The organism is Herbaspirillum sp. ST 5-3 (assembly GCF_004804275.1).
Taxonomy (GTDB): domain Bacteria; phylum Pseudomonadota; class Gammaproteobacteria; order Burkholderiales; family Burkholderiaceae_D; genus Noviherbaspirillum.
Genome location: NZ_STGI01000004.1, coordinates 439,001 through 464,374 on the forward strand (window position 1 = coordinate 439,001; position 25,374 = coordinate 464,374).

Consider the following 25,374-nt stretch of genomic DNA (forward strand, 5'->3'; position numbering starts at 1 on the left):
CTCTCGACAACAAGCAAAAAGTCCCGCCTTTAAACGCGGGACTTTTTTATGCTTTTCGGATGCGTCTGCTGGAGATAGTCGCGCAAGGCGACTGCGTTATTGAGCCTGTGCTCCTTGCTGCTGAACAAAAAGGTGGCAACGGACGACTTCAAGTGATGGAGAAGTTCCTGCACGCCTTCCGGATTGTCATCAAGTTCCCGTCGATAACGCTCGCAAAACTCTTCCCATTTTTCCGGATCATGTCCATACCATTTGCGCAGTTCAGTCGAAGGGGCGATCGCCTTCGACCAGTATTCAATCCCCAGTTTTTCCTTCGTGACGCCACGCGGCCACAGGCGATCAACCAGAATCCGCGTGCCGTCTTCGTCATCGGCAGGTTCATATGCCGACTTCACCTTGATTGTTGACGTCATGGTGTCTTTACGATTCGCGCGATTTAGTCGTCATGATGGCCGGCAATGTCGCCGCCCTTGAACAAGGTTTCTCGCAGTTCCGCATCCATTTTCGGGTCTCTTCGGCGGATCCACTCCAGAACCATCGCCGCATGCTCCTTTTCCTCGTCGCGGTTGTGTTCAAGAATACGCTTCAGTTCCGGATCGGTTGCGGCGTCGACGCGCTGGTTGTACCAGTCGACTGCCTCCAGTTCTTCCATCAGCGAAGTAATCGCGCGATGCATGTCCATTGTCTGTGGACTGAGTTTTTCAAGCGATTCGTGATAGCCCTCGTTTGCCATTATTGCTCCTGGGTGTCATGGGTTTTGTGTGTGCCATCCGTGCATCTGCCCGGTCATACATCCTGTTCGCATTGTCAAACGCTGCAAGGCAAAGCTCAAATTGGCAAATTCAATGTGAAATGTCGGTGGAACCAATCGTGGTTTCGGTTAACGAGAATTGCTCCGGCGGAAACACCGGGCACCTTGTCTGCACGATAATAACCGAGCTGTCATAATTCGACCGAGGCAAGCCGACGTGCAAAGAGCTTGCCCGATAATTATTATCTGCTCGAGACACTCCATTTCCACTGAAAGAGATTTCCCATGCTCAACTTCGATTTCTATAATCCGACGCGAATACTGTTCGGGAAAGGCCGGATCGCCGATTTGTCCAAAGTTGTACCCGACGGCGCGCGCGTGCTCGTGCTGTATGGCGGCGGCAGCATCAAGAGCAACGGCGTGTTTGATGAAGTCATGTCCGCTCTGGCTGGGCGGACCGTGCGCGAGTTTCCCGGGATCGAACCTAATCCCAGCTATGAAACGCTGATGCAAGCCGTTGAACTGGTGCGCAAGGAAAAACTCGACTTCCTGCTCGCGGTCGGCGGCGGCTCGGTGATCGACGGAACCAAGTTCGTTGCGGCGGCTGTCCATTTCGAAGGCGATCCGTGGACCATCCTGGAAAATCGCGGGAGGAACGTCACACAGGCCTTGCCGTTCGGTGCAATCCTTACCCTGCCCGCCACCGGATCGGAAATGAATAACGGCTCGGTCGTCACGCGCAAATCACTGCAAGCCAAGCTGCCCTTTTCCAGCAAGCTGCTCTTCCCGGCATTTTCCATACTGGATCCGAGCACGACCTTCACGCTTCCCGTGAGGCAGATCGGCAATGGCGTGGTCGACGCATTCGCGCACATCATGGAGCAATACGTGACCTACCCGGTCAACTCGCCGGTGCAGGACCGCTTTGCCGAGGGGCTGCTGCAGACCTTGATTGAAGAAGGTCCGAAGGCGCTCGCCACCCCGGACGACTATGATGTGCGCGCCAACATCATGTGGTGCGCCACGCTGGCCTTGAACGGCCTGATCGGCGCCGGCGTTCCCCAGGACTGGGCAACCCATATGGTGGGCCACGAGCTGACCGCGCTCTATGGCCTGGATCATGCACAGACGCTGGCTATCGTGCTTCCCAGCATGCTGCGCGTCCGCAAGGACAGCAAGCGCGTGAAACTGCTGCAGTATGCCCGGCGCGTGTGGAATATTACCGAGGGCGACGAGGATGCGCGCATCGAGGAAGCGATCAAACGCACGCAGGATTTCTTCGAGCAAATGGGCGTGAAGACGCGTCTCTCCGATTACAAGCTCGGCGCGCAAAATATCGATGCCATTCTGAAACAACTTGGCGACCATCAAATGGTCGCGCTTGGGGAACAGCGCGATGTCACTCTGAATGTCAGCAGGAAAGTGCTGGAGCTCAGTATTTGAACCAGGCACGTTCAGCGTGAAGCTCCACGCTTGAACTTCTTGAAAGCAGGGCAATCTACCGATTCACGGAAGACCATGCATCAACGGCATGAAGCTTGAATGGCTTCATGCCGTTCGCGCTTCAGGAGGTTTCATGCCCACGACACCATCTACCAACCCGCCGACACAACCCGCCACCCATCTGAAACCCGGCGATGAAGCCATGCCCGGAACACCGGGAACCGGCGAAGATCTGTGTGAAGTATGCGGCGGCACCGGGGCCAGGAAAGACGGGAGCGAATGCCCGAATTGCGAAGGAACGGGCCGCGTCATCCACGGAATCGGCGGCGGCTAGACACAACGCCACCGGCCTGATGCACCGTTACTTCCGGTAAATCAAAGCGGCTGCTTCGGCGGCAATACCCTCTTCGCGCCCAAGAAAACCAAGTTTCTCGTTGGTTTTGGCCTTGATGTTGATCTGCGTCGGCGGCACATCGAGATCGGCGGCAATATTGGCAATCATTTTCTCGATATGGGGCGCCATTTTCGGTGCTTGCGCAATGATGGTGGCATCGATATTGCCGATCGCATATCCGACTGCGCCTACGCGTTTGCAGGCTTCGCGCAGCAGCACGCGCGAATCGGCGCCCGCAAAGCGCTCGTCCGTATCGGGGAAATGGCGACCGATATCGCCCAGCCCAGCCGCACCAAAAATCGCGTCCGTAATCGCGTGCAGCAGCACGTCGGCATCGGAGTGACCGAGCAGTCCCGTCGCATGCGGAATGCTCACACCGCCGATGATGAGCCGGCGTCCCGGTACCAGCGCATGACAGTCGTAGCCTTGACCGATACGAAACGGAATCGCGGGCAAATTGCTCATGCTGTCCCTTTCAAATGCAGTTCGGCCAGCGCAACATCATGCGGCAAGGTGACCTTGAAATTGCGAGGACTGCCTTCGACCAGTTTTGGCTTGAGGCCCAACGCTTCGACGGCGCTGGCCTCATCGGTCACTTCAGTGGCCTGTTGCAATGCGCGCTGTAATAGCGCGTAGCGAAACATCTGTGGCGTCTGCGCGGCCCACAGGCCGTCGCGAGCCACGGTGGCCTCCACGCGCCCGGCCGAATCGCTTCGCTTGAGTGTATCGACGATCGGCAAGGCCAGCAGGCCGCCAACCTCATCCGATTGCACGCCGGCGATCAGGCGTTCAATCAAACCCTCTGTCAGCCCGGGACGCGCGGCGTCATGCACCAGCACCCAATCCTCATCCCGGACCTGCTCGCGCATCGCCAGCAATCCGTTCAAGACGGACTTGTGACGGGTCGGGCCGCCCTTGTAAATGACCGTCACCCGATCGGCGAGATGCTTTGCCCCGGACAGCGCGTCGTCGATATAACCATCTTCCGCGCTCACCACGACATAGGTATGCGCGATCATCGAGGAACCGGCAAAGGTGTCGAGCACATGCATGAGCATCAGCTTGCCGGCAAGCGGCATGTATTGCTTCGGGCACTCGGTGCCCATCCGCGCACCGGCGCCGGCGGCGGGAATGAGGGCAAAGAAACGTGGGACAGTCATGATATTTCTGCAAAATGGCGGGAGAATGGCAATCCGGCGGTCCGCAAGGGTCATAGTTTATAATCTCGACATATTTTCTCACAGTCGAAGCTCGCCGAAACGCAGTCCAGACAGGCAACTTCTGACCCTATGACATTTCAGATGTCGTAACGTGATGTCATTCGATCTAAAAAAATCCCTTCCCAAATCCGGAAACCGCTTCGCCTTGCCAGCCGTCCACGGCTCCTCGGACGCATTTTTGCTGGCGCAGGCCGCAAGCGAATTGAAATCACAGCAGCGCATGCTCGCTGTCGTGGTCGCCAGCGCGACCGACGCGCAGCGTCTGCTTGCCGAAATTCCATGGTTCGGCAACAAGGAAGGCGCCGAATTGCGCTGCCATATGCTGCCGGACTGGGAGACCCTGCCGTACGACGCGTTTTCACCGCATCAGGATCTGGTTTCCGAGCGCCTGGCGACGCTGCACGAGGTCCGTACCGGGCAATGCGACGTGCTCCTGGTTCCCGCCACGACCGCCCTGCTGCGCATGGCGCCGCCATCCTTTCTGGCCGCCTATACCTTCTTTTTCAAGCAGGGCGAAAAGCTGGACGAGGCGCAACTCAAAGCACAGCTGACCCTGGCCGGCTATACCCATGTCAGCCAGGTGATGTCGCCCGGTGAATATTCGGTGCGTGGCGGCCTGATCGATTTGTTCCCTATGGGATCGGCCCTGCCCTACCGCCTGGACCTGTTCGGTGACACGATCGAAACGATCCGCACCTTCGATGCCGATACGCAACGTTCCCTGTATCCGGTGCGCGAGGTACGCCTGCTGCCCGGTCGGGAGTTTCCGATGGATGAAGCCGCGCGCACCGCGTTTCGCAGTCGTTGGCGCGAGGAGTTCGAGGGAGATCCGTCCCGCTCACCGATCTACAAGGACATCGGCAACGGCATTGCTCCGGCCGGTATTGAATACTATCTGCCGCTCTTCTTCGAAGAGACAGCGACCTTGTTTCAGTACCTGCCGGACGAAACCATGTTTGCGCTGGTCGGCGAGATCGAGGGGGCGATCAAGCGTTTCTGGAGCGATACGCAGTCGCGCTACAAGTTCCTGAAGGCCGACCGCGACCGTCCGCTGCTGGCGCCGGAGCGCCTGTTCCTGACGGACGAGGATTTCTTCACGCTGGCCAAGCCGCATGGCCGCTGGGTCATCCAGGCAAGCGATGTCGCATCAGAGATATCGGCACCGATTCCAAATATCGCGGTCAATCGCCGCCTCGATGACCCGCTGTCCAACCTGCGCTCCTATCTTCTGCAGACAAACAAGCGGGTGATGATTTGTGCGGAGTCGAGCGGACGGCGCGAGACGCTGCAGCAGTATTTCAATGAATACGACCTGGTGCTGGCGCCGTGCGAGAGCTTCGCCGACTTTGCGACGGCCTCCGCCAAACTGATGCTGGGCGTAGCGCCCCTGCAGGCCGGATTCGAGCTCAGCTCCGATCTCGGCAATCTTGCATTCATCACCGAGACCGAACTTTACGCGGGCACCGGCCGGCGTGCGGGGCGCCGAAAGCAGGAAGGCGCCACGCAGGTCGAATCCATGGTGCGCGACCTGTCGGAGCTGAAAATCGGCGACCCGGTCGTGCACGTGAACCACGGCATCGGCCGCTACATGGGCCTGCTCAGCATGGACCTAGGCGAAGGCGAGACCGAGTTCCTGCACCTTGAATACGCGAAGGACACCAAACTGTACGTGCCGGTATCGCAGTTGCATGTCATCTCGCGCTATTCCGGCAGCTCGCCTGAAGACGCGCCCTTGCATGTGCTCGGCTCTGGACAGTGGGAAAAGGCCAAGCGCAAGGCCGCGCAGCAGATCCGCGATACCGCGGCCGAACTGCTCAATCTGTATGCACGACGCGCGGCGCGACAAGGCCACGCATTCCAGTATTCTGCCCGCGATTACGAAGCCTTCGCGGAAAGCTTCGGCTTCGAGGAAACGCCGGACCAGAGTGCCGCGATTAACGCCGTCATCAAGGACATGACCAGCGGCAAACCGATGGATCGCCTGATCTGCGGCGACGTCGGCTTCGGCAAAACGGAAGTTGCCTTGCGCGCGGCGTTCGTCGCCGTCATGGGCGGCAAGCAGGTTGCAATCCTCGCGCCGACCACGCTGCTGGCGGAACAGCATGCGCAAACCTTTGCCGACCGTTTCGCCGACTGGCCGGTGAAAATCGCCGAGCTGTCGCGCTTCCGCACCGGCAAGGAAGTCACGCAGGCAATCAAGGGCATGGCCGACGGCACGATCGACGTCGTGATCGGCACGCACAAACTCCTGTCAAACGACGTGAAATTCGCTCGCCTCGGCCTGGTCATCATCGACGAAGAACATCGTTTCGGCGTGCGCCAGAAGGAAGCGCTGAAGGCATTGCGCGCGGAAGTCGATGTGCTGACGCTCACGGCAACGCCGATACCGCGCACCCTGGGCATGGCGCTTGAGGGCCTGCGCGATTTCTCCGTCATTGCGACCGCGCCGCAGAAACGGCTGGCGATCAAGACCTTCGTGCGCAGCGAAGACGACTCGGTGGTCCGCGAAGCCTGCCTGCGCGAGTTGAAGCGCGGCGGTCAGGTTTATTTCCTGCATAACGAAGTCGAAACGATCCAGAACCGCAAGGCGATGCTGGAAGAGTTGCTGCCCGAGGCGCGCATCGCTGTTGCGCACGGTCAGATGCATGAACGCGACCTGGAAAAGGTGATGCGAGACTTCGTCGCACAGCGCTTCAATATCCTGCTGTGTACCACCATCATCGAGACCGGCATCGACGTGCCGACGGCGAACACGATCATCATGCACCGCGCCGACAAGTTCGGCCTGGCGCAGTTGCATCAGTTGCGTGGCCGTGTCGGACGCTCGCATCATCAAGCGTATGCCTATCTGCTCGTGAACGATGTACACGGCCTGACCAAGCTGGCGCAGCGCCGCCTGGAAGCGATCCAGCAGATGGAAGAACTCGGCAGTGGCTTCTATCTCGCGATGCACGACCTGGAAATCCGTGGCGCCGGTGAAGTGCTTGGCGAGAACCAGTCAGGTGAAATGCAGGAAATCGGTTTCCAGCTCTATTCCGACATGCTCAACGAAGCGGTGCGAGCGCTCAAGAACGGCAAGGAGCCCGATCTCGCCGCGCCGCTGGCGACCACCACCGAGATCAACCTGCACGTCCCCGCTTTGCTGCCGCAGGATTATTGCGGCGATGTGCATGAGCGGCTCTCGCTCTACAAGCGGCTCGCCAATTGCGAATTCCAGGCAGCCATCGACGAGCTGCAGGAAGAATTGATCGACCGCTTCGGCAAGATGCCGGACGCCACCAAGGCATTGATCGAAACGCATCGACTGAGGATTGCCGCGATCCCGGTCGGGATTGTTAAAATCGATGCCCATGCGGAGTCGGCCGTGCTGCAATTCCAGCCGAACCCGCCCATCGATGCGATGCGCATCATCGAGCTGATCCAGAAGAATCGCCATATCAAGCTGCACGGCCAGGACAAGCTGCGCATCACGGCGAATATGCCGGACCTGGCGGCGCGGGTGACACAAGTGAAATCGACCATCCGTTCGCTGGTCCCCTGATCTTTTTTATTGAACACAGAAACAAGCAGTTCCAACCAGCAGCCCAACATGAATCTGATCCTGCAAGGCCTGAACACCGACCGCTCAACCATCGAACGCATCGCCGGCATGGCGGACACGCAATACGTTGTTCCGATCACCGCGCATGCCTATCGCTGCGAAGGCGTCCGCTACACCGACGCGCTCAAGACCCGCATCGACGCCGAGTGCCTCGCCGCGAAGCTGGATTATGCCTTCGTCGAGCCTGGCCGCAAGCTGTCGGACTTCAAGCTGGTGACGATGGACATGGACTCGACATTGATCACCATCGAGTGCATCGATGAGATCGCCGACATGCAGGGACTCAAGCCGCAAGTGGCGGAAATCACGGAAGCGGCGATGCGCGGCGAAATCGAATTCTGCGAAAGCCTGACGCGCCGCGTCGCGCTGCTGAAGGGTTTGGACGCTTCCGCCTTGCAGCGCGTGTATGACGAGCGGCTGGCGCTGTCTCCCGGCGCGGAAAACATGCTTGGCGCGGTCAAGGCCGCCGGCCTGAAGACACTGCTCGTTTCCGGTGGTTTCACCTTTTTTACCGATCGCATCAAGACCCGGCTCGGCATGGATTACACCCATTCGAATGAACTGGAGATCGTCGATGGCAAGTTGACCGGGCGTGTGCTTGGCGGCATCGTCGACGGGGATGAAAAGAAAAACACGGTCGAGCGGGTATGCTCGGAGCTGGGCATTTCTCCGCAGCAGTCCATTGTGATGGGGGATGGCGCCAACGATTTGAAGATGATGCGTATTGCGGGAATGTCCGTCGCATTTCGCGCCAAGCCGGTCGTCCGCGCACAGGCCGATGTTGCCTTGAATTTTGTCGGGCTGGATGGGATCTTGGCATTGTTTGATTGATCTGAAAAACAAGCGCTTCACAAGGAGACGGAATGGTCCAGGAACTCGTGTTCGATCCCAAGCTGCAATCCGCCAAGAATCTTGCCTGGTGGCTTTATCTGATGCATGCCGCGAGTTTTCTCTTCTCCCTCGGCGCCTTTTCCTGGATTCCGTTGATCCTTAACTACATCAAGCGCGGCGATGCGGCCGGCACCTTCGTCTACAGTCATCATTCATGGCAGATCCGCTCGTTCTGGTGGTATTTTTTCTGGATGATGATCGGCGGCCTCCTGTTCATCACCGTGATCGGCGCACCGATCGGCTGGCTGATCTGGTGCGTGGTATGGATCTGGAAGGCCTACCGGCTCCTGAAGGGTTTGCTCGATCTGAATGACAACAAGGCAATGCCGGTTTGACACTGCTTCCGCTTGAGCCATGCCGTGTGGCGTATGGCTCGAGAACGCGTGGCCGCATATGCCGACTCTTCTTTGCCAACAATTTCTAGAAATCATCATTCTTACGGTGTAACCTGAATTAAGCCTACGTGTAGCGTATGTGCGACTGTTGCCACGCATGAGTTGATAAAAATTCAAGTTATCGGCACACTGACGGCGGCCAAGGAGAAGACCAGCATGAAGTTGAGCACGTTTTCGTTTCAAGCAGGGAGAGGCTGGTCGCTGGATGCATTTCCCGCGCTGGATTCGCCTCGTACGCTGCTGATGGTGTTCGCGGCGCCGGAGTACATGGACGCCCCGGCGCCCATCGCGGAACTGCTCTCCGCCTATCCCCAATCGCATTTCATCGGTTGTTCCACCGCTGGCGAAATCATCGGCCCGCTGGTGGGGGACCGCAGCCTCTCGGTCGCGGCACTGCGCTTTGAGCACAGCCGCATTGCCTCGGTCTCGGCCAGCATCGAACACGCGAGCGAGTCGCGCAGTGCGGCCGAAAGGCTCGCCATGCAGCTTGATCCGTCCGGCCTGCGCGCCGTCTTCGTCCTGTCGGACGGCCTCAACGTCAATGGCAGCGAACTGGTAAAGGGCCTCAATGGCGCCCTGCCAGCGGATGTCATCGTTACCGGCGGCCTGGCCGGCGACGGTGACCGTTTCAAGCGCACCTGGGTTCTCTGTGATGGTCGCCCGCAAAGCGGGATCATTACCGCCGTCGGTCTGTATGGTGACCGACTGAGGGTCACGCACGGCTCGCGTGGCGGCTGGGACAGCTTCGGCCCCGAACGCAGGGTTACCCGTTCGAATGCCAACATTCTGTACGAGCTGGACGGCAAACCCGCACTGGAACTCTACAAGGAATATCTTGGCGAACGCGCCTCCGGATTGCCGGCCACCGGGCTGCTGTTTCCGCTTTCCATTCGCAAGGACGCGAATAATTCTCGCCAGGTGGTGCGCACTATTCTTGGGGTCGACGAATCCAATCAAGCATTGATTTTTGCGGGGGATGTACCGAAAGGCTTCCTCGCGCAACTCATGCGGGCCAATTTCGATCGACTGGTCAATGGTGCGAGTGTCGCAGCGGACCAGGCGCGCGGCGGCCCTGTGGCCGGTCCGGTGCTGGCAACGGCGATCAGTTGCGTCGGTCGGCGACTGGTGCTTGGCGAACGTGTCGAGGAAGAAACGGAAAGCACGCTCGAAAACCTGCCGGCGGCCACGCAGCAGATCGGCTTTTATTCCTATGGCGAGATTTCGCCGTACACGACTGGCAGTTGCGATCTGCATAACCAAACGATGACCTTAACGACCTTCGCAGAAACATAACGTGCGCCCCAACCACACACTACTGCTGCGGCAACTGAAAAAGCTCGGCATCGATCTTGCCGGCGCGCCACCCGATCGGGAACAGTGGCTGCAATTTCTTGATCGCGTCAATCGTGCTTACACGGAGGCGGACCAGGAGCGGTATTTGATTGAGCGCACGCAGGACATTTCGTCGCGTGAAATGCAGGAGTTGTACAACCGGCTGGAAGAAGCACAAAGAATCGCCGGCCTGGGCAACTGGTCATTCCAGCGCGGCGAGCCCAAAGGGCACTGGTCGGAAGAATGTTTCCGGATTTTTGGCGAGGATGCATCGTCGCCGGCCCCGAGTTACCGGCAATTCCTGCGACGGGTTCAAAGGCAGGATCGCGTGCGTCTGCAGGAGGTTGCCCACGCCGCCCTGAATGACGGCAAGGACTTCGAGATCGAGTTCCGCCTGCAATTGCCCAACGGAGAAACGCGATGGGCACGGGCCCTTGGGCAAGCTGTCATTCGGCGCGACAAGAGCGTGGACAGGTTGCACGGCACCATCATGGATATCACCCGGCGCAAGCAGGTCGAAATGCGCCAATACGTCGAACATACCGTTACGCGCCTGCTGGCGGAATCCGACGTACTTGAAGAAACCATGCCTCGCATCATCGAGACCATCTGTGAAACGCTTGGCTGGCCTTGCGGCGCCTTGTGGCTGCTGAAACGGCAGGAAAACCTGTTCGAGCGCGCATTCACGTGGTCGATAGGTAACCGGCGCGTCGAAGACTTCTTCCACAATTCGAAGCGAACCATTGCGCTTCCTGCTTGTGGCGGCCTGATCGGACGTGTGCTGAAACGCGGTGAACCGGCCTGGATCAGCGATGTTACCGCGGACAGCCAGTTTCCCCGCGCAGGAGCCGCATGCGAGGCCGGTTTGCGGGCCGCATTTGCGTTCCCGATACAGGCCGGCGGCGACATCATCGGGGTGATGGAATTTTTCAGCAAACATACCCAGAATGTCGACTCAGAAATGCTGAACAGTGCGCATTTCATCGGGCGACACATCGGACAATTCTTTCGGCGCAGGCAAACTGAACAAGCCTTGCGGGAGAGTGAAGCGCACTTCCGCTCCGTGGTCGAGCAGGCATCGGACAGTTTCTACATCCATGACATCGAGGGACGCATTATCGACGTCAATCAGCGCGGTTGCGACAGCCTCGGTTACACGCGGGCAGAACTGCTTTCGATGACGGTCATGCATATCGATGCCGACCTGTCGCTGAGCGACCTGAAATACCTGCAGAACCAGGCAGAGAAAGGCGCGCCGATCGCCGTCGAGAGTCGTCATCGGCGCAAGGATGGCATTTCGTTTCCGGTCGAAATTCGCATGGGGCCGATCAACATCGACGGCCAGCAGCATTGGCTCTCGCTGGCACGCGACATCACCGAGCGCAAAGAGCTGGAAAACCATATCCAGCATCTTGCCTATCACGACTCGCTGACCGACCTGCCCAACCGGGCCATGTTCAATCGCCACCTCCAGCATGCCATCGCTCACGCTCAACGCAACAACACGCGTCTCGCGGTATTGTTCATCGATCTCGATCGCTTCAAGAACGTCAACGATACCCTGGGCCACAATGCCGGCGACCGTTTGCTGCAAGAGATGGGACGGAGGATCGGTTCCTGCCTGCATGGCAGCGATTTCGTCGCGCGCTTCGGCCACGAGGATTTGGTGGCGCGCCTGGGCGGCGACGAGTTCGTGGTGCTGATCGAGGAAGTAAGCGATACCAGCCAGGTCGCAGGCATCGCACACAAGATTCTGGCGGCGATGGTCAAGGAATATCCGCTGGACGGCCAGTTGATCCACATGACGGCGAGCATCGGCATCAGCCTGTTTCCGGATGATGGCCGCAATGAATTTTCATTGATGAAGCATGCCGACATCGCGATGTATCGCGCCAAGGAAACCGGCAAGAACAGTTTCCAGTTCTATTCGGCGAATATGGATGCCTACTCGGCCAAACTGCTGGCCCTGGAATCCGGTCTGCGCCGCGCGATCGAACGCGGAGAGCTGCTGCTCTATTACCAGCCGAAGGTGGATGCAAGAAACGGACGCGTGAGCGGAGCTGAAGCGCTGGTCCGCTGGCGCCATCCGGATCTCGGCCTGATCTCGCCGGCGCATTTCATTCCGCTGGCGGAAGAGACGGGGCTGATCGTACCGCTGTCGCAATGGGTTTTGCGCGAATCATGCCGCCAGAATCTCGCTTGGCAACAACAGGGTTTGCCGCCGATGCGCATCGCCGTCAATTTGTCTGCACGCCAGTTCACGGACGACAATCTGATTGCCGACACTGCCCGCGTGCTGCGTGAAATCGGTATTGATCCGTCGCTGGTGGAAATTGAAATTACCGAGAGCATGATGATGTACAACACGGACAAGACTGTTCACATGTTATCGGCACTGCGCGAGCTGGGCATCAGCATTGCGATCGACGATTTCGGCATTGGATACTCGTCGCTGTCGCACCTCAAGCACTTCCCGCTCGACATCATCAAGATCGATCGTTCCTTCATCAAGGACGTGCCCGGCGATCTGTCCGATGCCGCGATCGCGGACGCGATCATTGCCATGGCCAAGCGCATGCAGGTCAAGGTGGTTGCCGAGGGCGTTGAAACCGCGGCGCAACTCGATTTCCTGCGGGAGCGGGGCTGTGACGAGATTCAGGGCAACTACTTCAGCAAACCGCTCTCACCCGAGAATTTTTTCGCATTCGCTTCGACGCGCATGCCCGGCGCCACCTTGCTGACCGACCCGAGCTGAGCGCCTGCTCAAGCCGATCGCAATGCCGACAATGCCTGTTCGATGTCTGCGATCAAGTCATCCGGATCTTCAAGCCCGATATTGAAGCGGACCAGTTGTCCCTTGCCGCTCCACTGCTTGCGCATCGACTGGATGCGGTACGGAACACACAGGCTGTTCGACCCACCCCAGCTGTAACCGATCTTGAAAAGCTGCAGGCTGTCTATGAAACGATCGGTCTGTTCCTCGACATACTGCTCGTCGAACACGACAGAGAACAAGCCGCCTGCACCCGTAAAATCGCGCTTCCAGGTTTCATGGCCGGGACAATCTTCGAAAGCGGGATGCAGCACACGCGCTATTTCCGGCCGCGTCATCAGCCATGTGGCGACCTTGCGCGCCCCGGTGTCATGTGCGTCGAAGCGCAGCTTCATGCTGGGCAAGCCACGCAGCACGAGGTAGGTATCGTCCGCGCTGACACCAAAGCCAATGCGCATATGCGCCAGTTCCAGCCGGTGCAGCAGCGCCTTGTCGCGCGTGATGACCGCGCCCATCAGCACATCCGAACCGCCAGACTGGTACTTGGTCAGCGCCTGCATCACGATATCGACGCCATGATCGAATGCGCGGAAGGCAATGCCGGCCGACCAGGTGTTATCGATCGCCACGTAAATTTCCTGTCCGGCAGCGCGCCTTGTCCGCGCCGCCTTGCAGATTGCAGGAATATCGGGCACCTCCATCGATACCGACCCCGGCGCTTCGGTCCAGATCAGGCGCGTGTTGGGTTGAATCAGATCGGCAATGCCGGCGCCAATCATCGGGTCATAGAAACGCGTGTTGACGCCGAAATCCTGCGCCAGCCAGCGTCCAAGTTCACGATTGGGGTTGTAGACGTTATCCGGGATCAGGACATCGTCTCCAGTCTTGAGCAGTGCGAAATCAACCATCGCAATCGCCGCCAATCCGCTGGGCGCAAGCACGCAGTGCTCGCCTCCTTCGATTTCCGCCAGCCGCGCTTCCAGCGTGAAGGTCGTCGGTGTGCCGTGCAGGCCGTAGGTATAGGACGTCTTGTCCTGCCAGTTGCGTGAACGAAGCGCCGCGACGTTTTCGAAGAGCACGGTCGACGCGTGATGGATGGGTGTCGGAAAAGCGGCAAAACCTTCCGGTGCCCGATAGTCTGAATGAATCAGCGCAGTTTGGAAGGATTTGCGATCTGCCACGCTAGTGCTCCATTCGGATTTATTGCTGCTTGCTCGGACCCGATGATCTGGATGTCGAGGCGGTCCCGATCTTGTCGTCGCTGCGCATCATCCTGACCGTGAAGGGTTTGGTCAGTTTGCCGTCGGCGGATTGCCATTCGCCACTGATGATGTCGCCGACCAGTTTTCCGGTCCACTGCCCGGACACGTCCTTGCCGTTCTCGGACTCTTCGAGGAAGAAATCGTCGCCTTCAAGTTCGCCTGCCAGCAAGACCTGTTGCGGCTTACCGAGAATGACATATTCTCCTTCTATCCCCTCCTCCTTCTCGGCCTTGTTGCGCAGAGTTGCCTGTATTTGCGACTCGCCCAATGTGCCACGCAAGGTCACCGGATCGATGAACGGCATCTTGCCGGTCGATGCCTGTGTTTCCTGCGACTGCACTGCTGAAGCGGCCGTCATATCCATCGCCAGTGCAACGGCCAGCAGTGATTGTGCCAACATTCGCTTCATTTATGCTTCCGCCCACATGTCATGCGCATCGGCTGCGGTGATTTTCACGTCGACAAATTCGCCAACCTTCAACTTCCTGTGCGGCTCGTACGGCGGCTTGACATAGACCACGCCGTCGATCTCCGGCGCATCTGCCGCGGAGCGCGCCACACCGCCGTTTGCCGATACTTCATCAATCAGGACGCGCATGGTTTTTCCGACCTTTGCCTGCAGGCGCTTCCTGGAAATCCCTTCCTGCAATTCCATCACCCTCGCGCGACGCTCTTCGCGCACCTCTTCCGGAATCGGGTTCGGCAACGCATTTGCGGTCGCGCCGTCCACCGGCGAATAGGAGAAGCAACCGAGGCGGTCGATCTCCGCTTCTTTCAGGAAGTCCAGCAGATATTCGAATTCCGCTTCGGTTTCACCCGGGAATCCGGCAATGAACGTGGAGCGAATCGTGATGTCCGGGCACATCCTGCGCCACGCCTGGATACGTTCGATATTCTTCTCGCCGTTGGCGGGACGCTTCATGCGTTTCAACACCTCAGGATGTGCATGCTGCAACGGCACATCGAGGTAGGGCAACACCCTGCCCTGTTCCATCAGCGGAATCACATCGTCAACATGCGGATAGGGATACACGTAATGCAGACGTACCCATGCGCCATATTGCGCGGCCACTTCGCCAAGCGCTGTCGCGAGCTGCGTCATGTGCGTCTTGACCGGCTTGCCGTTCCAGAAGCCGGTACGGAACTTCACATCCACCCCGTAGGCGCTAGTGTCCTGGGAAATGACGAGCAATTCCTTGACACCCGCCTTAAAGAGGTTTTCCGCCTCCAGCATGACGTCGGCAATCGGACGCGACACCAGGTCGCCACGCATCGACGGAATAATGCAGAAGCTGCAGCGATGGTTGCAGCCCTCGGAAATCTTCAGGTAGGCGTAATGCTTCGGCGTGAGCTTGATGCCCTGCGCCGGCACCAGATCGAGAAAGGGATCATGCGGCTTGGGCAAATGCTTGTGCACGGCGGACATCACTTCGCCGAGCGCATGCGGCCCGGTGACTTCCAGCACTTTCGGATGAACGCTGTGAATGATGTCCTTGCCTTCGGCATCTTTTTTCGCGCCAAGGCAGCCGGTGACGATGACTCTGCCGTTTTCATGCAAGGCTTCGCCGATGGCGTCGAGCGACTCCTGCACGGCGGCGTCGATGAAGCCGCAGGTATTGACGATGACGAGGTCAGCACCGTTATACGAGTTGGCTGTCTCGTAACCTTCTGCGCGCAATTGCGTAATGATTTGTTCCGAGTCGACCAGCGCTTTAGGGCAACCGAGGGAGACGAATCCGACTTTGGGCAGGTCCGTCTTGGAGGATTGAGAAGACATAAGAAAAAGGGTACAAAGCGAATCCGCTATTGTACCCTCTCATGCACTGTTTCTTGCCGAAACCGAGAAATTGCTTACTCTTCCGACAAGCCGTAAGCGCTTGAATTATTTCTTGTTTTTATCGGTCGGCACGAACGGAAAACTGCCGAACATGTTCTTGGTCTGGTTCTGCATCTGCTCCTGCATCTGCATGAACAGGTTCTTGCTCTGCTCGATGTAATTGCTCATCATCCCTTGCATCATCGGACCCTGCACATTCATGAACTGGGTCCACATCTCCTGGCTGAACGGCTTGCCCTCGTAGAACCCCTTGGAGCTCTCGGCCAGCTTGTTCTGGATGTCGATGAAAGCCTGGATATTCTTCTCCAGATAGGAACCCATCATCCCCTGCATCGCGTGCCCGTAATAGCGAATGATCTGCGACAAGGCACCGCTGGAAAACATCGGCGTACCGCTTGCTTCTTCTTCCAGGATGATTTGCAGCAGGATGCTGCGGGTCAGGTCTTCATCGGTCTTGGCATCGACGACGGTGAACTCTTCATTATCGAGCACCAACTGCTTCACATCGGACAAGGTGATGTAGGAACTTGTCTGCGTGTCGTAAAGACGGCGGTTCGGATACTTCTTGATCAAGCGCTCAGAAATCTTTTTTGCACTATTCATCGAAAATTCCAGTTATTGCGTCGCAACGCATTTATGCCGTTTCGTAAAAAAAGCGAACAACTGTTCGCCTGAGGCAGTTTTATTATAGTGCGAAAAAACAAAGATTTACCCAAGTATTGCCAGGTTTTTATAGACTTATTGCAATGCATCCGGCAAATACGCCCTGCTGATCCGAGGCCCGGAAGTGAATTATTGCAATATTGACAGCAGACAATGAAATAACGCTGTTTGCAGATCGGGGCCGTCTTCCAGACGAAAGGCCGGCCCCAACCCTGTTTCTGCCTAACCTGCCTTGACCTTTACATATCGGCCCGGTGCCGGCTCGATCGCCTTGTACTGCGCATTGCCATACTTGCGCGGTGCGGCGATCTGTTTTCCGGCATTCTTGGCCAGGAACGCGGACCACTCGGGCCACCAGCTTCCCGGATTCTCCTTCGCTGCGTTCAACCAATCCTGTGCGTTGTCCGTAGCGTGATCATTGGTCCAATAGCTGCGCTTCTTCTTCGCAGGCGGGTTGATCACGCCTGCAATATGGCCCGACGCACCAAGAATGAAGCGATTGCGATTGCGTTTCTTCGGATTGATCAGCTGAGTGGATTCGAATGCAGCCGTCCACGGCACGATGTGATCTTCTTTCGATCCGTAAATGAAGGCCGGAGCATCGATCTTCGACAGATCGATCTTCTCTCCCGCGACGCTGAGCTTGCCCGGCACCCGCAGGCTGTTGTCCAGATACAGATTGCGCAGGTACCAGCAGAACATCGGCCCCGGCAGATTCGTCGCATCTGCGTTCCAGTAAAGAAGGTCGAATGCCGGCGGATCTTCCCCCTTCAGGTAATTCGTATTCACGTAATTCCACACCAGGTCGTTTGGCCGCAGGCTGGAGAACGCCGAGGTGAAATCACGTCCTGGCATGAGTCCGCCGTTTCCAATGGACTGTTCGCGCATCGCAACCTGCGCCTCGTCGATAAAGACGTCGATGACGCCGGTATTGGAAAAATCGAGCAGCGCGGTCAGCAGCGTCATGCTGGCAACCGGGTTCTCGCGACGGCCGTAGAGCAAGGCCAGTGCCGCGGAGAGAATCGTCCCGCCGACGCAAAATCCGAGTGCGTTGATTTGCTCCTGCCCGGATATCTCCTGCGCCACCTTGATCGCCCGCACTGCGCCTTCAAGAATATAGTCGTCCCAAGTCAGATGCCCTAGCGAGGCGTCCGGATTCACCCATGACACGAGAAACACCGTGTGTCCTTGCTCAATCGCGTAACGTACGAGAGAGTTCTCGGGCTGCAGGTCGAGGATGTAATACTTGTTAATGCACGGCGGCACCAACAGCAGCGGCCGCTCGTACACTTTTTTCGTCAGCGGCTTGTACTGAATCAACTGAAAAAGCTGGTTTTCAAAAACGACGGCGCCTTCGGTATTGGCGACGTTCTTGCCGACCGAGAAAGCCGTTTCATCGGACTGAGAGATATGCCCTTTTTGCAGATCCTCGAGCATGTGCGCAATGCCTTTTGTGAGGCTCTCACCCTTGGTTTCGATGATCTTCTTCTGCGCCTCCGGATTGGTCACCAGGAAGTTCGCAGGCGACATGGCGTCCACCATCTGCTGGACCGCAAACCGGATCTTTTGCTTTGCCTTGGGCGACGCCTCGACGGAGTCGGCCATCGATGTCAGGAATCGTGCGTTCAGCAGGTAGGCCGCCGCGTTGAAGGCATACAAGGGATTCGTTTTCCATTCCGCGCCGGAGAACCTCTTGTCGGAGATTGCCGGCGTCTTTGAATTCAGCATTTCCTGCCATAAGGCGGACAACTGCTGCATGTACTGATTTTGCAATTGCGCAACGACTGTCGGATCAATCGTGGCGCCGAATTCCTTGATGGTTGCCGTAATCGGCTTGGTATCGAGCGGAGGCGTTTTCAGCCACGCCTGCCACGCGTTCGGATCGGCGAGTTGCGACATCCATGCGTTGGCACCGGCTTGAGGCGGGAACATGTTCATGCTTCTTTCTCTAATATGGCGTAATGTTACGGATCGGGAGTGCTAAAGATTTATGTATATCGTCGCCATCGCATGGATTTATGTTGTATTGATGATGTCAATCACCGAGCAATCAGTGATTGCCGGGATAATGACCTTCCTGCTGTATGGCGTGTTGCCCCTGGCGATCATTTTATACGTGATGGGTAGTCCCCGACGCAAACGCGACCGTGCGAACCCGCAAAAATTTCCGCCTGCACCGTCAGCCGAAGCATTGACATCCGCGAAAGAGGAAACAAAAGCAGAGGCGTCCGATTGACGATCGGCATATTCGCCGATTCTGTGCAGGGCCTACTTGAGCCAAATCAACGACGCCATCCGCCCGGTGACCTTGTCGCGTCGATAGGAGTAAAAGCGCCGCGCCTCCGTCACTGTGCACAACCCGCCTCCATAGACTTGCCCTACCCCCGCGCTTGCCAGCCTGGTGCGGGCAAGACGGTAAATGTCCGCCAGATATTTCCGCTGATCGGGTAGCGCCCTGAATGCCGATGCCATTGACGCATCGCGTTCGACAAAGGCGTCGAACACATCCTGTCCCACCTCAAAGGAACGAGGGCCGATTGCCGGCCCCATCCAGGCGAGGATATCGCCCGCGCCTGCATCGCGCATGCGTAAGACAGTGTTTTCCAGTACGCCGGATGCCAGCCCGCGCCAGCCGGCATGCGCAGCGCCGACGACGCGGCCCTGCACGTCGCAAAACAGGACGGGAAGGCAATCCGCCGTCTGGATGACGCACACGACGCCGGCCTGCGTTGCAATGCTCGCGTCCGCGTTCGGCGCGTTCGTTGCATCGGCCGCGTCAAGCACGACAGTGCCGTGCACCTGCGACAACCATGCGGGCTCACCACGTAACGCTGTGCGCAGCAGCGCGCGATTCTTTGCCACGGCATCGGGATCATCGCCCACATGTGTGCCCAGGTTCAGACCACCGCCGCCCGCCCCATCGTCATAAGGCGTACGACTGAATCCGCCCGTCCGCGTGGTCGATATCGCACCTACGTTGGCGGGAGCGTTGATCCAGTCGGGAGTGATGAAATCCATGCGTTCGCCGTGAAATCATTCAATGACAAAATCGTTGATGCCGGCACGCTGCAGCAACTCTGTCAAATCGGCCGGCAAGCCAGCCGTCCATTCCATCGGCTTGCCGGACGATGGATGAATCAGGCCGAGGCGATACGCGTGCAGCGCCTGGCGCCCGAACACGGAAGCCAGATGCGGCTTCCCGTACAAGGGATCGCCCACCAGCGTAAAGCCGATCGCTTGCATGTGAACCCGAATCTGGTGTGTGCGGCCAGTTTCCAATTGACAGCGCACCAGACTCACCGCCCGGCCGTCCAGCGTACCTGCCGCGACGCGTTGATAATGCGTGACCGCGGGCTTTGCGCTTTCGTGTTCCGAGACGGCCATCTTGATGCGATCGCGCGGATGCCTGCCGATCGCCGCATCGACTACTCCATTCGCCCGTGGCGTGCCCCAGACCAGAGCCAGGTATTCGCGCTTGACGGTCCGGGCTTGCAACTGGCGCACCAGATCGGTTTGCGACTGGAGCGTCTTCGCCACGACCATCAAGCCGCTGGTGTCCTTGTCCAGTCGATGCACGATGCCGGCACGCGGCACGCCGGCAAGCGATGGCAAATGATGCAGCAAACCGTTGAGCAAAGTTCCGGACCAATTGCCCGCAGCCGGATGCACCACCAGGCCCGCCGGCTTGTCGAGCACCAGGATCGCAGCATCTTCGTGGACAATCGCCAGGTCCATCGGCTCAGGCTTGAACGCCTGTTCTTCCGGCGCGGCCTGCGGCTGAATGATAATGGTTTCATCGCCGAGAACGGGTGTCTTCGCGCGTGCCGGCTGACCGTCGATGGTCACGTATCCGGCATCGATCCATTGCTGCAGGCGGCTGCGTGAGTACTCAGGAACAAGTTGCGACATCACCTTGTCCAGTCGCACGCCACAGAATTCGGGCGTCAGCTTCAGTACAATCGGGGACAACTCCGGCGCGGCGCTGTCAACATCGCCATCGTCAATATCGGTTTCAGGTATGGATTGGTTCAAAATGGGCGTTTCAGTTGATATCGCTGCAAGCTGCATCGGCTATAATCGTGGCCTTGTCCAGATGTGCTCTCGCAAACGTCATGCATAAAAGATCGTTGAAGTTCGCTGCCATTGCCCTTGCTTTGTCCCTGTCCGGATGCGGTCTGTTCCCGGAGAAGATCGACGAAACCAAGGATTGGTCAGCCTCCAAATTATACTCGGAGGCCCGCGACGAATTGTCGAGCGGTAATTTTGAAAAAGCAGTCCAGTACTTTGAAAAGCTGGAATCGCGTTATCCGTTCGGGACGTACGCACAACAGGCACAGATGGAAGTCGCTTACGCCTATTATCGCCAGGGCGACCAGGCGCAAGCCCTGGCGGCCGTCGAGCGCTTCATCAAGCTGCATCCGAATCACCCGAACGTCGACTACATGTACTACCTGCGCGGGCTGATCAACTTCAATGACAAGGTCAGCTTTCTCGACTTTCTGTCGAAGCAGGATCCGAGCGAACGCGACCCGAAAGCCGCGCGCGACGCCTTCGACTCGTTCAAGCAGCTGGCCGAGCGTTTTCCTGACAGCATCTACACCAAGGATGCGCTCGCCCGCATGAAGTACCTGGTCAATGCGATGGCGCAGTATGAGGTGCACGTGGCCGATTACTACTATCGCCGCGGCGCTTACCTGGCGGCGGCGAATCGCGCACAGATCGCGGTGAATGAATACCGTGACGCACCGGCGATCGAGGAAGCCTTGTTCATCATGGTGCGTTCTTATGATGCGCTCGGCCTGCCGGAATTGCGCGATGACGCGGAGCGTGTGATGCGGAAGAATTTCCCGAACAGCGTCTTTTTCAAAGGCGGTCCCGATCGCAGCGGACCTTGGTGGAAGATCTGGTAAGGCCGTTACGCATTCGACAATTCGAACAACCTCGGCGGGTCAGTCCGCGACCCGCCGTCGGAACACCCAGCTTTTTTCGGTCGAGGCTTTCTCGTCGAACGCATAGCCTTCGGCGTCAAATGCCTTCAGCTTCTCCACTCGCCTGATCCCGTTCTCTGCCGCAAAACGCGCCATCAAGCCGCGCGCCCGTTTCGCATAGAACGAAATCACCTTGTACCTGCCGCCTTTCCAGTCTTCAAAAACCGGCGTGACGACTTGCGCGCGCAGCAGTTTTGGCTTGACCGCCTTGAAGTACTCTTCCGAGGCAAGGTTGACCAGCATGTCGGACTTCTTCGTTCGCATGGTTTCATTGAGTGCCTCTGTCACGACACCGCCCCAGAATGCATACAAATCCTTGCCGCGCGCGTTCGCCAGCCGCGTGCCCATTTCTAGACGGTAGGGCTGCATCAGATCCAGCGGGCGCAGCACGCCGTACAGGCCGGATAAAATACGGATGTGGGTCTGCGTGTAGTCAAGTTGCCTTTTCGACAAAGTTGATGCGCTCAACCCCTCGTAGACATCGCCGTTGAATGCCAGGATCGCCTGCTTTGCGGCTGGCCGGGTAAATTCGCGTGTCCAGGATGCATATCGCGCGACGTTCAGCACAGCCAAGGGATCGGAAATACGCATGAGGCTGGCAAGCTGTGCCGGCGAGAGCCGTTTCAAGGTGTTGATCAGCTCGGCGGAATGCTCGATAAAATCCGGCAAGGTGTATTTATCCGTAGACGCTGGTGTGTCATAGTTGAGGGTTTTGGCAGGCGACAGAACGATCAGCATTTGAATCCGGTTTGAATAATCAAGATTGGCCGCAATGATACCGAAACGCATTGTTCTCGACACCAACGTTTGTCTGGACTTGTTTGTCTTCCGCGATCCACGCTGGGCGTCTCTGCTGGCCGCGCTTCGCAATCGCACCGTCGAAGCAGTCACGCGTAGCGACTGCCGAACCGAATGGTTAATGGTCCTCGAATACAAACACTTGCCGCTGGATCCGGAGACGCGCCCGATCGCCGCCGCAGAATTCGATGCCTTGATTACCTGTGTCTCGACTGATGAGACGCGTCCACGCGTGGACGTCCAATTGCCCGTCTGCAGCGATCCGGACGATCAGAAATTTCTCGAACTGGCACGCGACGCGTTTGCGCAAACGCTGATCACCAAGGACAAGGCACTCCTGAAGCTCGCCAGGCGAACCGCGCGCGCAGGCTTGTTCGGCATTGTGACACCCGAAAAATGGTCACTCGATGCATCGCTGCAGTGCTCTGTATAAAATGCCACATTCACCTTATCTCACTGACCGAGCATGAACACGCCAGCCACCCCCGCCCTGACCGATCACCTGCCCACGCTGCAATCCCGGCTGCCCAACGTGGGTACCACGATTTTCACGGTCATGTCCGCGCTAGCGACGGAAAAAAGCGCAGTCAACCTCGGACAGGGTTTTCCCGACTTCGACTGCGATCCGGCATTGATTGATGCGGTGACAGGCGCCATGAAAGGCGGCCTGAACCAATATCCGCCGATGACGGGCGTGCCGGCGCTTCGGGAGGCGATTGCGGCGAAGATCGCGGGAATCTACCAGCACAAATACGATGCTGCGACCGAAATAACGGTGACGGCAGGGGCAACCCAGGCCATCCTGACAGCCATCCTGTGCTGTGTGCATCCTGGTGATGAGGTGCTCATCATCGAGCCGGTCTACGACAGCTACGTCCCGGCGATCGAGCTTGCGGGCGGCAAACCAGTATTCGTGCAAATGGAAGTCGGTCCACAAGGCTATTCGGTGCCATGGTCGAAGGTCGCCGCCGCGATCAATGCCCGGACCAGGCTCATCATGATCAATTCGCCACACAATCCAACCGGATCGGTGCTGCGCGAGGCGGATATCCGAACATTGGCCGATATCGTTCGTGGAACGAATATCCTTGTCGTGTCGGACGAAGTCTACGAACACATGGTGTTCGACGGCGCGCGCCATGAATCGGTCTGCCGCCATCCCGAGCTCGCGGCGCGCTCATTCGTCATTTCGAGTTTTGGAAAAACCTATCATGTCACTGGCTGGAAAGTCGGTTATGTCGCGGCCCCGGCAGCGCTCAGTGCGGAGTTTCGCAAGGTGCACCAGTTCAACGTGTTTACCGTCAATACGCCGGTACAGCACGGCCTTGCGCAGTACATGGCAGATCCCCGCCCGTATCTCGAGCTGCCGATTTTCTATCAACGCAAGCGCGATCTGTTCCGCAGCGGGCTGAATACAACCCGGTTCAAGCTCTTGCCGTCGGATGGCACGTATTTCCAGTGTGTCGACTATTCGGACATCTCGTCGATGCCGGAAGCCGACTTCGCGAAATGGCTGACGGCGGAAATCGGCGTCGCCGCCATTCCTGTATCCGCCTTCTACAACCAGCCGAAGGAATCCGGCATCGTGCGCTTCTGCTTTGCGAAGAAGGACGAAACCCTGCGGTCGGCACTTGAAAGGCTTGCAAGCCTGTAAAAAGTCTCTTATGCTGCACCTCAATAGTGCGCAAAAACAACCGATAACAATCATAGCGCCTGGTGGCAAAACCGCCTCAAGCGGTTAAACGGCCACCGAGCAATACGCACCATATTGCGCACCACGTTGCAAATGTGACAGTGTAGTTCCCGTTCTCGCAACCCAATTCACTCGGAGGGGTAGCATGAGTGACCAGCGACGCCTCAGTATTGCCGACCTTGTCGTGGGCGAACCGCTGCCATTTGATGTCTATGGCGAGGGGAACAAACTGCTGCTCCGTCGAGGCTACATCGTCGAAAGCGAGCACCTGGCGGAAGAACTGGTGCAGCGCGGCGTCTTCATTGATGCCGGCCAGGCAGAACGTCTCGCCCAGGCAAAGAAAGAAGCGCAAGCTGTCCGGCTCGAAATTCCCTCCGCATTACGCTTCATTAATCTCGCCACCAAGCGCCTCGAACGTCTGCTCTACAACCTGAATAACGAAGACAACGCGCAGGGCAAGATTCTCGAAGTCGCCAAAGCGCTTTCCTACGCGTTCGACATTAACGCCGACATTGCGATCGCAAGCGTGTTTCTTAATCAGGCCGCGGCCAATTACGCGGTGCGACACTGCGTCGACACTGCACTGATTGCACAACTGATTTCGCGAGCGATGAAGAAGTCCCCGGACGAGATACAAGTCACCATGGCTGCCGCATTAACGATGAACATCGCGATGCTGCGGCAGCAAGACCAATTGGAAAACAAGCAGGAGCCCCTTACGCCTGCCGAAACTGAAATCATCAAGACGCATGCCGAGAAAGGCGTGGAAATCCTGAAGCAGGTCGGCATCACCAATCCGGCATGGCTCTCCTATGTCGAACTTCATCACGAAAACGAAGATGGTTCGGGTTATCCGCTTGGAAAAGAGATCAAGGAAATACCGCAAAACGCAAAAATCCTTGCCTTGGCCGACCGCTACTGCGCGTCCGTCTCCATCAGAAAATACCGCAAGACGCTCCTGCCGAGCGCGGCATTGCGCGACGTGCTGCTTCCCGACGGAAAACCGAGCGATCCCATGCTCGCGGCATACTTCATCAAGGAGTTGGGGCCACAGCCTCCAGGTAGTTTCGTCCGTCTCCAGAATGGCGAAATCGCTGTCGTGACCCGCAAGGGGAAAGCTGCCAACACGCCGATCGTCCATTCCTTCATCGGACCACGCGGCGCGCCCTTGTCCTTCCCCATCCAGCGCGACACTGGCAAGGAGCTGTATGCGATCCGCGATCTCCTTTCAGGACAGCAGGCGACTTTGCGGTTCAGCATGCAGCAACTCTGGGGAGAAGAAGCGGCGCTCTGATCAGACCTGGCAATGAACGTCATTCGCAACCCGGCATCG

Annotated in this window: 24 protein-coding genes; 12 read left to right on the forward strand and 12 right to left on the reverse strand. The window is 57.9% G+C overall.

The window, feature by feature from the left end:
• Positions 1 to 29: 29 nt before the first annotated feature.
• Both E6W33_RS11155 and E6W33_RS11160 read right to left on the reverse strand, forming a co-directional pair.
• Positions 30 to 413, reverse strand: a complete 384-nt coding sequence (locus E6W33_RS11155) for a DUF488 family protein (RefSeq protein WP_136417358.1) — start codon at positions 411 to 413, stop codon at positions 30 to 32.
• A gap of 23 nt (positions 414 to 436) precedes the next feature.
• Positions 437 to 733 carry an encapsulin-associated ferritin-like protein gene (locus E6W33_RS11160; protein ID WP_136417359.1) on the reverse strand — a complete coding sequence of 99 codons (297 nt, stop codon included), beginning with the start codon at positions 731 to 733 and terminating at the stop codon, positions 437 to 439.
• A gap of 303 nt (positions 734 to 1,036) precedes the next feature.
• Here E6W33_RS11160 and E6W33_RS11165 point away from each other — a divergent pair, with 303 nt between their 5' ends.
• Complete coding sequence (locus E6W33_RS11165) at positions 1,037 to 2,194, forward strand: iron-containing alcohol dehydrogenase (RefSeq protein WP_136417360.1); 1,158 nt, start codon at positions 1,037 to 1,039, stop codon at positions 2,192 to 2,194.
• 133 nt (positions 2,195 to 2,327) lie between these two features.
• Positions 2,328 to 2,528 carry a hypothetical protein gene (locus E6W33_RS11170; RefSeq protein ID WP_136417361.1) on the forward strand — a complete coding sequence of 67 codons (201 nt, stop codon included), beginning with the start codon at positions 2,328 to 2,330 and terminating at the stop codon, positions 2,526 to 2,528.
• Between the two features lie 27 nt (positions 2,529 to 2,555).
• On the opposite strand, the gene ispF is transcribed toward E6W33_RS11170, so the two are convergent.
• A complete protein-coding gene (ispF, locus tag E6W33_RS11175) occupies positions 2,556 to 3,053 on the reverse strand; it encodes a 2-C-methyl-D-erythritol 2,4-cyclodiphosphate synthase (protein WP_136417362.1) in 498 nt (165 codons plus the stop codon).
• Complete coding sequence (gene ispD / locus E6W33_RS11180; protein WP_136417363.1) at positions 3,050 to 3,748, reverse strand: 2-C-methyl-D-erythritol 4-phosphate cytidylyltransferase; 699 nt, start codon at positions 3,746 to 3,748, stop codon at positions 3,050 to 3,052. The genes ispF and ispD overlap by 4 nt, the downstream gene beginning before the upstream one ends.
• 154 nt (positions 3,749 to 3,902) lie before the next feature.
• Here ispD and mfd point away from each other — a divergent pair, with 154 nt between their 5' ends.
• The 5 genes from mfd (at position 3,903) to E6W33_RS11205 (ending at position 12,782) form a co-directional block, all read left to right on the forward strand.
• Positions 3,903 to 7,349, forward strand: a complete 3,447-nt coding sequence (gene mfd, locus E6W33_RS11185) for a transcription-repair coupling factor (protein WP_136417364.1) — start codon at positions 3,903 to 3,905, stop codon at positions 7,347 to 7,349.
• A 48-nt stretch (positions 7,350 to 7,397) separates the two neighbouring features.
• Positions 7,398 to 8,240: a phosphoserine phosphatase SerB gene (gene serB, locus E6W33_RS11190; RefSeq protein WP_136417365.1), complete on the forward strand. Its 843-nt coding sequence runs from the start codon at positions 7,398 to 7,400 to the stop codon at positions 8,238 to 8,240.
• A 32-nt stretch (positions 8,241 to 8,272) separates the two neighbouring features.
• A complete protein-coding gene (locus E6W33_RS11195; RefSeq protein WP_136417366.1) occupies positions 8,273 to 8,635 on the forward strand; it encodes a hypothetical protein in 363 nt (120 codons plus the stop codon).
• Between the two features lie 216 nt (positions 8,636 to 8,851).
• Complete coding sequence (locus tag E6W33_RS11200; RefSeq protein ID WP_136417367.1) at positions 8,852 to 9,988, forward strand: FIST N-terminal domain-containing protein; 1,137 nt, start codon at positions 8,852 to 8,854, stop codon at positions 9,986 to 9,988.
• Between the two features lies 1 nt (position 9,989).
• Positions 9,990 to 12,782 carry an EAL domain-containing protein gene (locus E6W33_RS11205; RefSeq protein WP_136417368.1) on the forward strand — a complete coding sequence of 931 codons (2,793 nt, stop codon included), beginning with the start codon at positions 9,990 to 9,992 and terminating at the stop codon, positions 12,780 to 12,782.
• An 8-nt stretch (positions 12,783 to 12,790) separates the two neighbouring features.
• Here E6W33_RS11205 and E6W33_RS11210 read toward each other — a convergent pair whose 3' ends face one another.
• The 5 genes from E6W33_RS11210 to phaC all read right to left on the reverse strand — a co-directional run bounded on the left by E6W33_RS11210 (position 12,791) and on the right by phaC (position 18,500).
• On the reverse strand, positions 12,791 to 13,981 hold the full coding sequence (locus tag E6W33_RS11210) for a cystathionine beta-lyase (protein WP_136417369.1): 1,191 nt from the start codon (positions 13,979 to 13,981) through the stop codon (positions 12,791 to 12,793).
• A 19-nt stretch (positions 13,982 to 14,000) separates the two neighbouring features.
• Entirely contained in the window at positions 14,001 to 14,471 is a 471-nt protein-coding gene (locus E6W33_RS11215; protein WP_136417370.1) for a hypothetical protein, read from the reverse strand.
• The gene (gene rimO / locus E6W33_RS11220) at positions 14,472 to 15,839 is read right to left on the reverse strand and encodes a 30S ribosomal protein S12 methylthiotransferase RimO (protein ID WP_136417371.1); all 1,368 of its coding nucleotides are present in this window, start codon (positions 15,837 to 15,839) and stop codon (positions 14,472 to 14,474) included.
• A gap of 105 nt (positions 15,840 to 15,944) precedes the next feature.
• Positions 15,945 to 16,502 (reverse strand): polyhydroxyalkanoate synthesis repressor PhaR, encoded by a 558-nt coding sequence (gene phaR, locus E6W33_RS11225; protein WP_136417372.1) that lies wholly within the window; start codon positions 16,500 to 16,502, stop codon positions 15,945 to 15,947.
• Positions 16,503 to 16,784: 282 nt separating this feature from the next.
• A complete protein-coding gene (gene phaC / locus E6W33_RS11230) occupies positions 16,785 to 18,500 on the reverse strand; it encodes a class I poly(R)-hydroxyalkanoic acid synthase (RefSeq protein ID WP_136417373.1) in 1,716 nt (571 codons plus the stop codon).
• A 52-nt stretch (positions 18,501 to 18,552) separates the two neighbouring features.
• Here phaC and E6W33_RS11235 point away from each other — a divergent pair, with 52 nt between their 5' ends.
• Positions 18,553 to 18,798 carry a hypothetical protein gene (locus E6W33_RS11235; protein ID WP_136417374.1) on the forward strand — a complete coding sequence of 82 codons (246 nt, stop codon included), beginning with the start codon at positions 18,553 to 18,555 and terminating at the stop codon, positions 18,796 to 18,798.
• Positions 18,799 to 18,830: 32 nt separating this feature from the next.
• Here E6W33_RS11235 and pgeF read toward each other — a convergent pair whose 3' ends face one another.
• Together pgeF and E6W33_RS11245 are read right to left on the reverse strand one after the other, a co-directional pair.
• The gene (gene pgeF / locus E6W33_RS11240) at positions 18,831 to 19,580 is read right to left on the reverse strand and encodes a peptidoglycan editing factor PgeF (protein WP_136417375.1); all 750 of its coding nucleotides are present in this window, start codon (positions 19,578 to 19,580) and stop codon (positions 18,831 to 18,833) included.
• A 15-nt stretch (positions 19,581 to 19,595) separates the two neighbouring features.
• Positions 19,596 to 20,630, reverse strand: coding sequence for an RluA family pseudouridine synthase (locus tag E6W33_RS11245; RefSeq protein ID WP_136417376.1), 1,035 nt, complete (start codon positions 20,628 to 20,630; stop codon positions 19,596 to 19,598).
• Positions 20,631 to 20,674: 44 nt separating this feature from the next.
• Here E6W33_RS11245 and E6W33_RS11250 point away from each other — a divergent pair, with 44 nt between their 5' ends.
• Positions 20,675 to 21,472: an outer membrane protein assembly factor BamD gene (locus E6W33_RS11250; RefSeq protein ID WP_136417377.1), complete on the forward strand. Its 798-nt coding sequence runs from the start codon at positions 20,675 to 20,677 to the stop codon at positions 21,470 to 21,472.
• Between the two features lie 39 nt (positions 21,473 to 21,511).
• Here E6W33_RS11250 and yaaA read toward each other — a convergent pair whose 3' ends face one another.
• Complete coding sequence (gene yaaA, locus E6W33_RS11255) at positions 21,512 to 22,288, reverse strand: peroxide stress protein YaaA (RefSeq protein WP_136417378.1); 777 nt, start codon at positions 22,286 to 22,288, stop codon at positions 21,512 to 21,514.
• A gap of 34 nt (positions 22,289 to 22,322) precedes the next feature.
• Here yaaA and E6W33_RS11260 point away from each other — a divergent pair, with 34 nt between their 5' ends.
• The 3 genes from E6W33_RS11260 to E6W33_RS11270 all read left to right on the forward strand — a co-directional run bounded on the left by E6W33_RS11260 (position 22,323) and on the right by E6W33_RS11270 (position 25,335).
• Positions 22,323 to 22,781, forward strand: a complete 459-nt coding sequence (locus E6W33_RS11260) for a putative toxin-antitoxin system toxin component, PIN family (protein WP_136417379.1) — start codon at positions 22,323 to 22,325, stop codon at positions 22,779 to 22,781.
• A 33-nt stretch (positions 22,782 to 22,814) separates the two neighbouring features.
• On the forward strand, positions 22,815 to 24,002 hold the full coding sequence (locus E6W33_RS11265; RefSeq protein ID WP_136417380.1) for a pyridoxal phosphate-dependent aminotransferase: 1,188 nt from the start codon (positions 22,815 to 22,817) through the stop codon (positions 24,000 to 24,002).
• A 184-nt stretch (positions 24,003 to 24,186) separates the two neighbouring features.
• On the forward strand, positions 24,187 to 25,335 hold the full coding sequence (locus E6W33_RS11270) for an HD domain-containing phosphohydrolase (RefSeq protein ID WP_136417381.1): 1,149 nt from the start codon (positions 24,187 to 24,189) through the stop codon (positions 25,333 to 25,335).
• Positions 25,336 to 25,374: the final 39 nt, after the last annotated feature.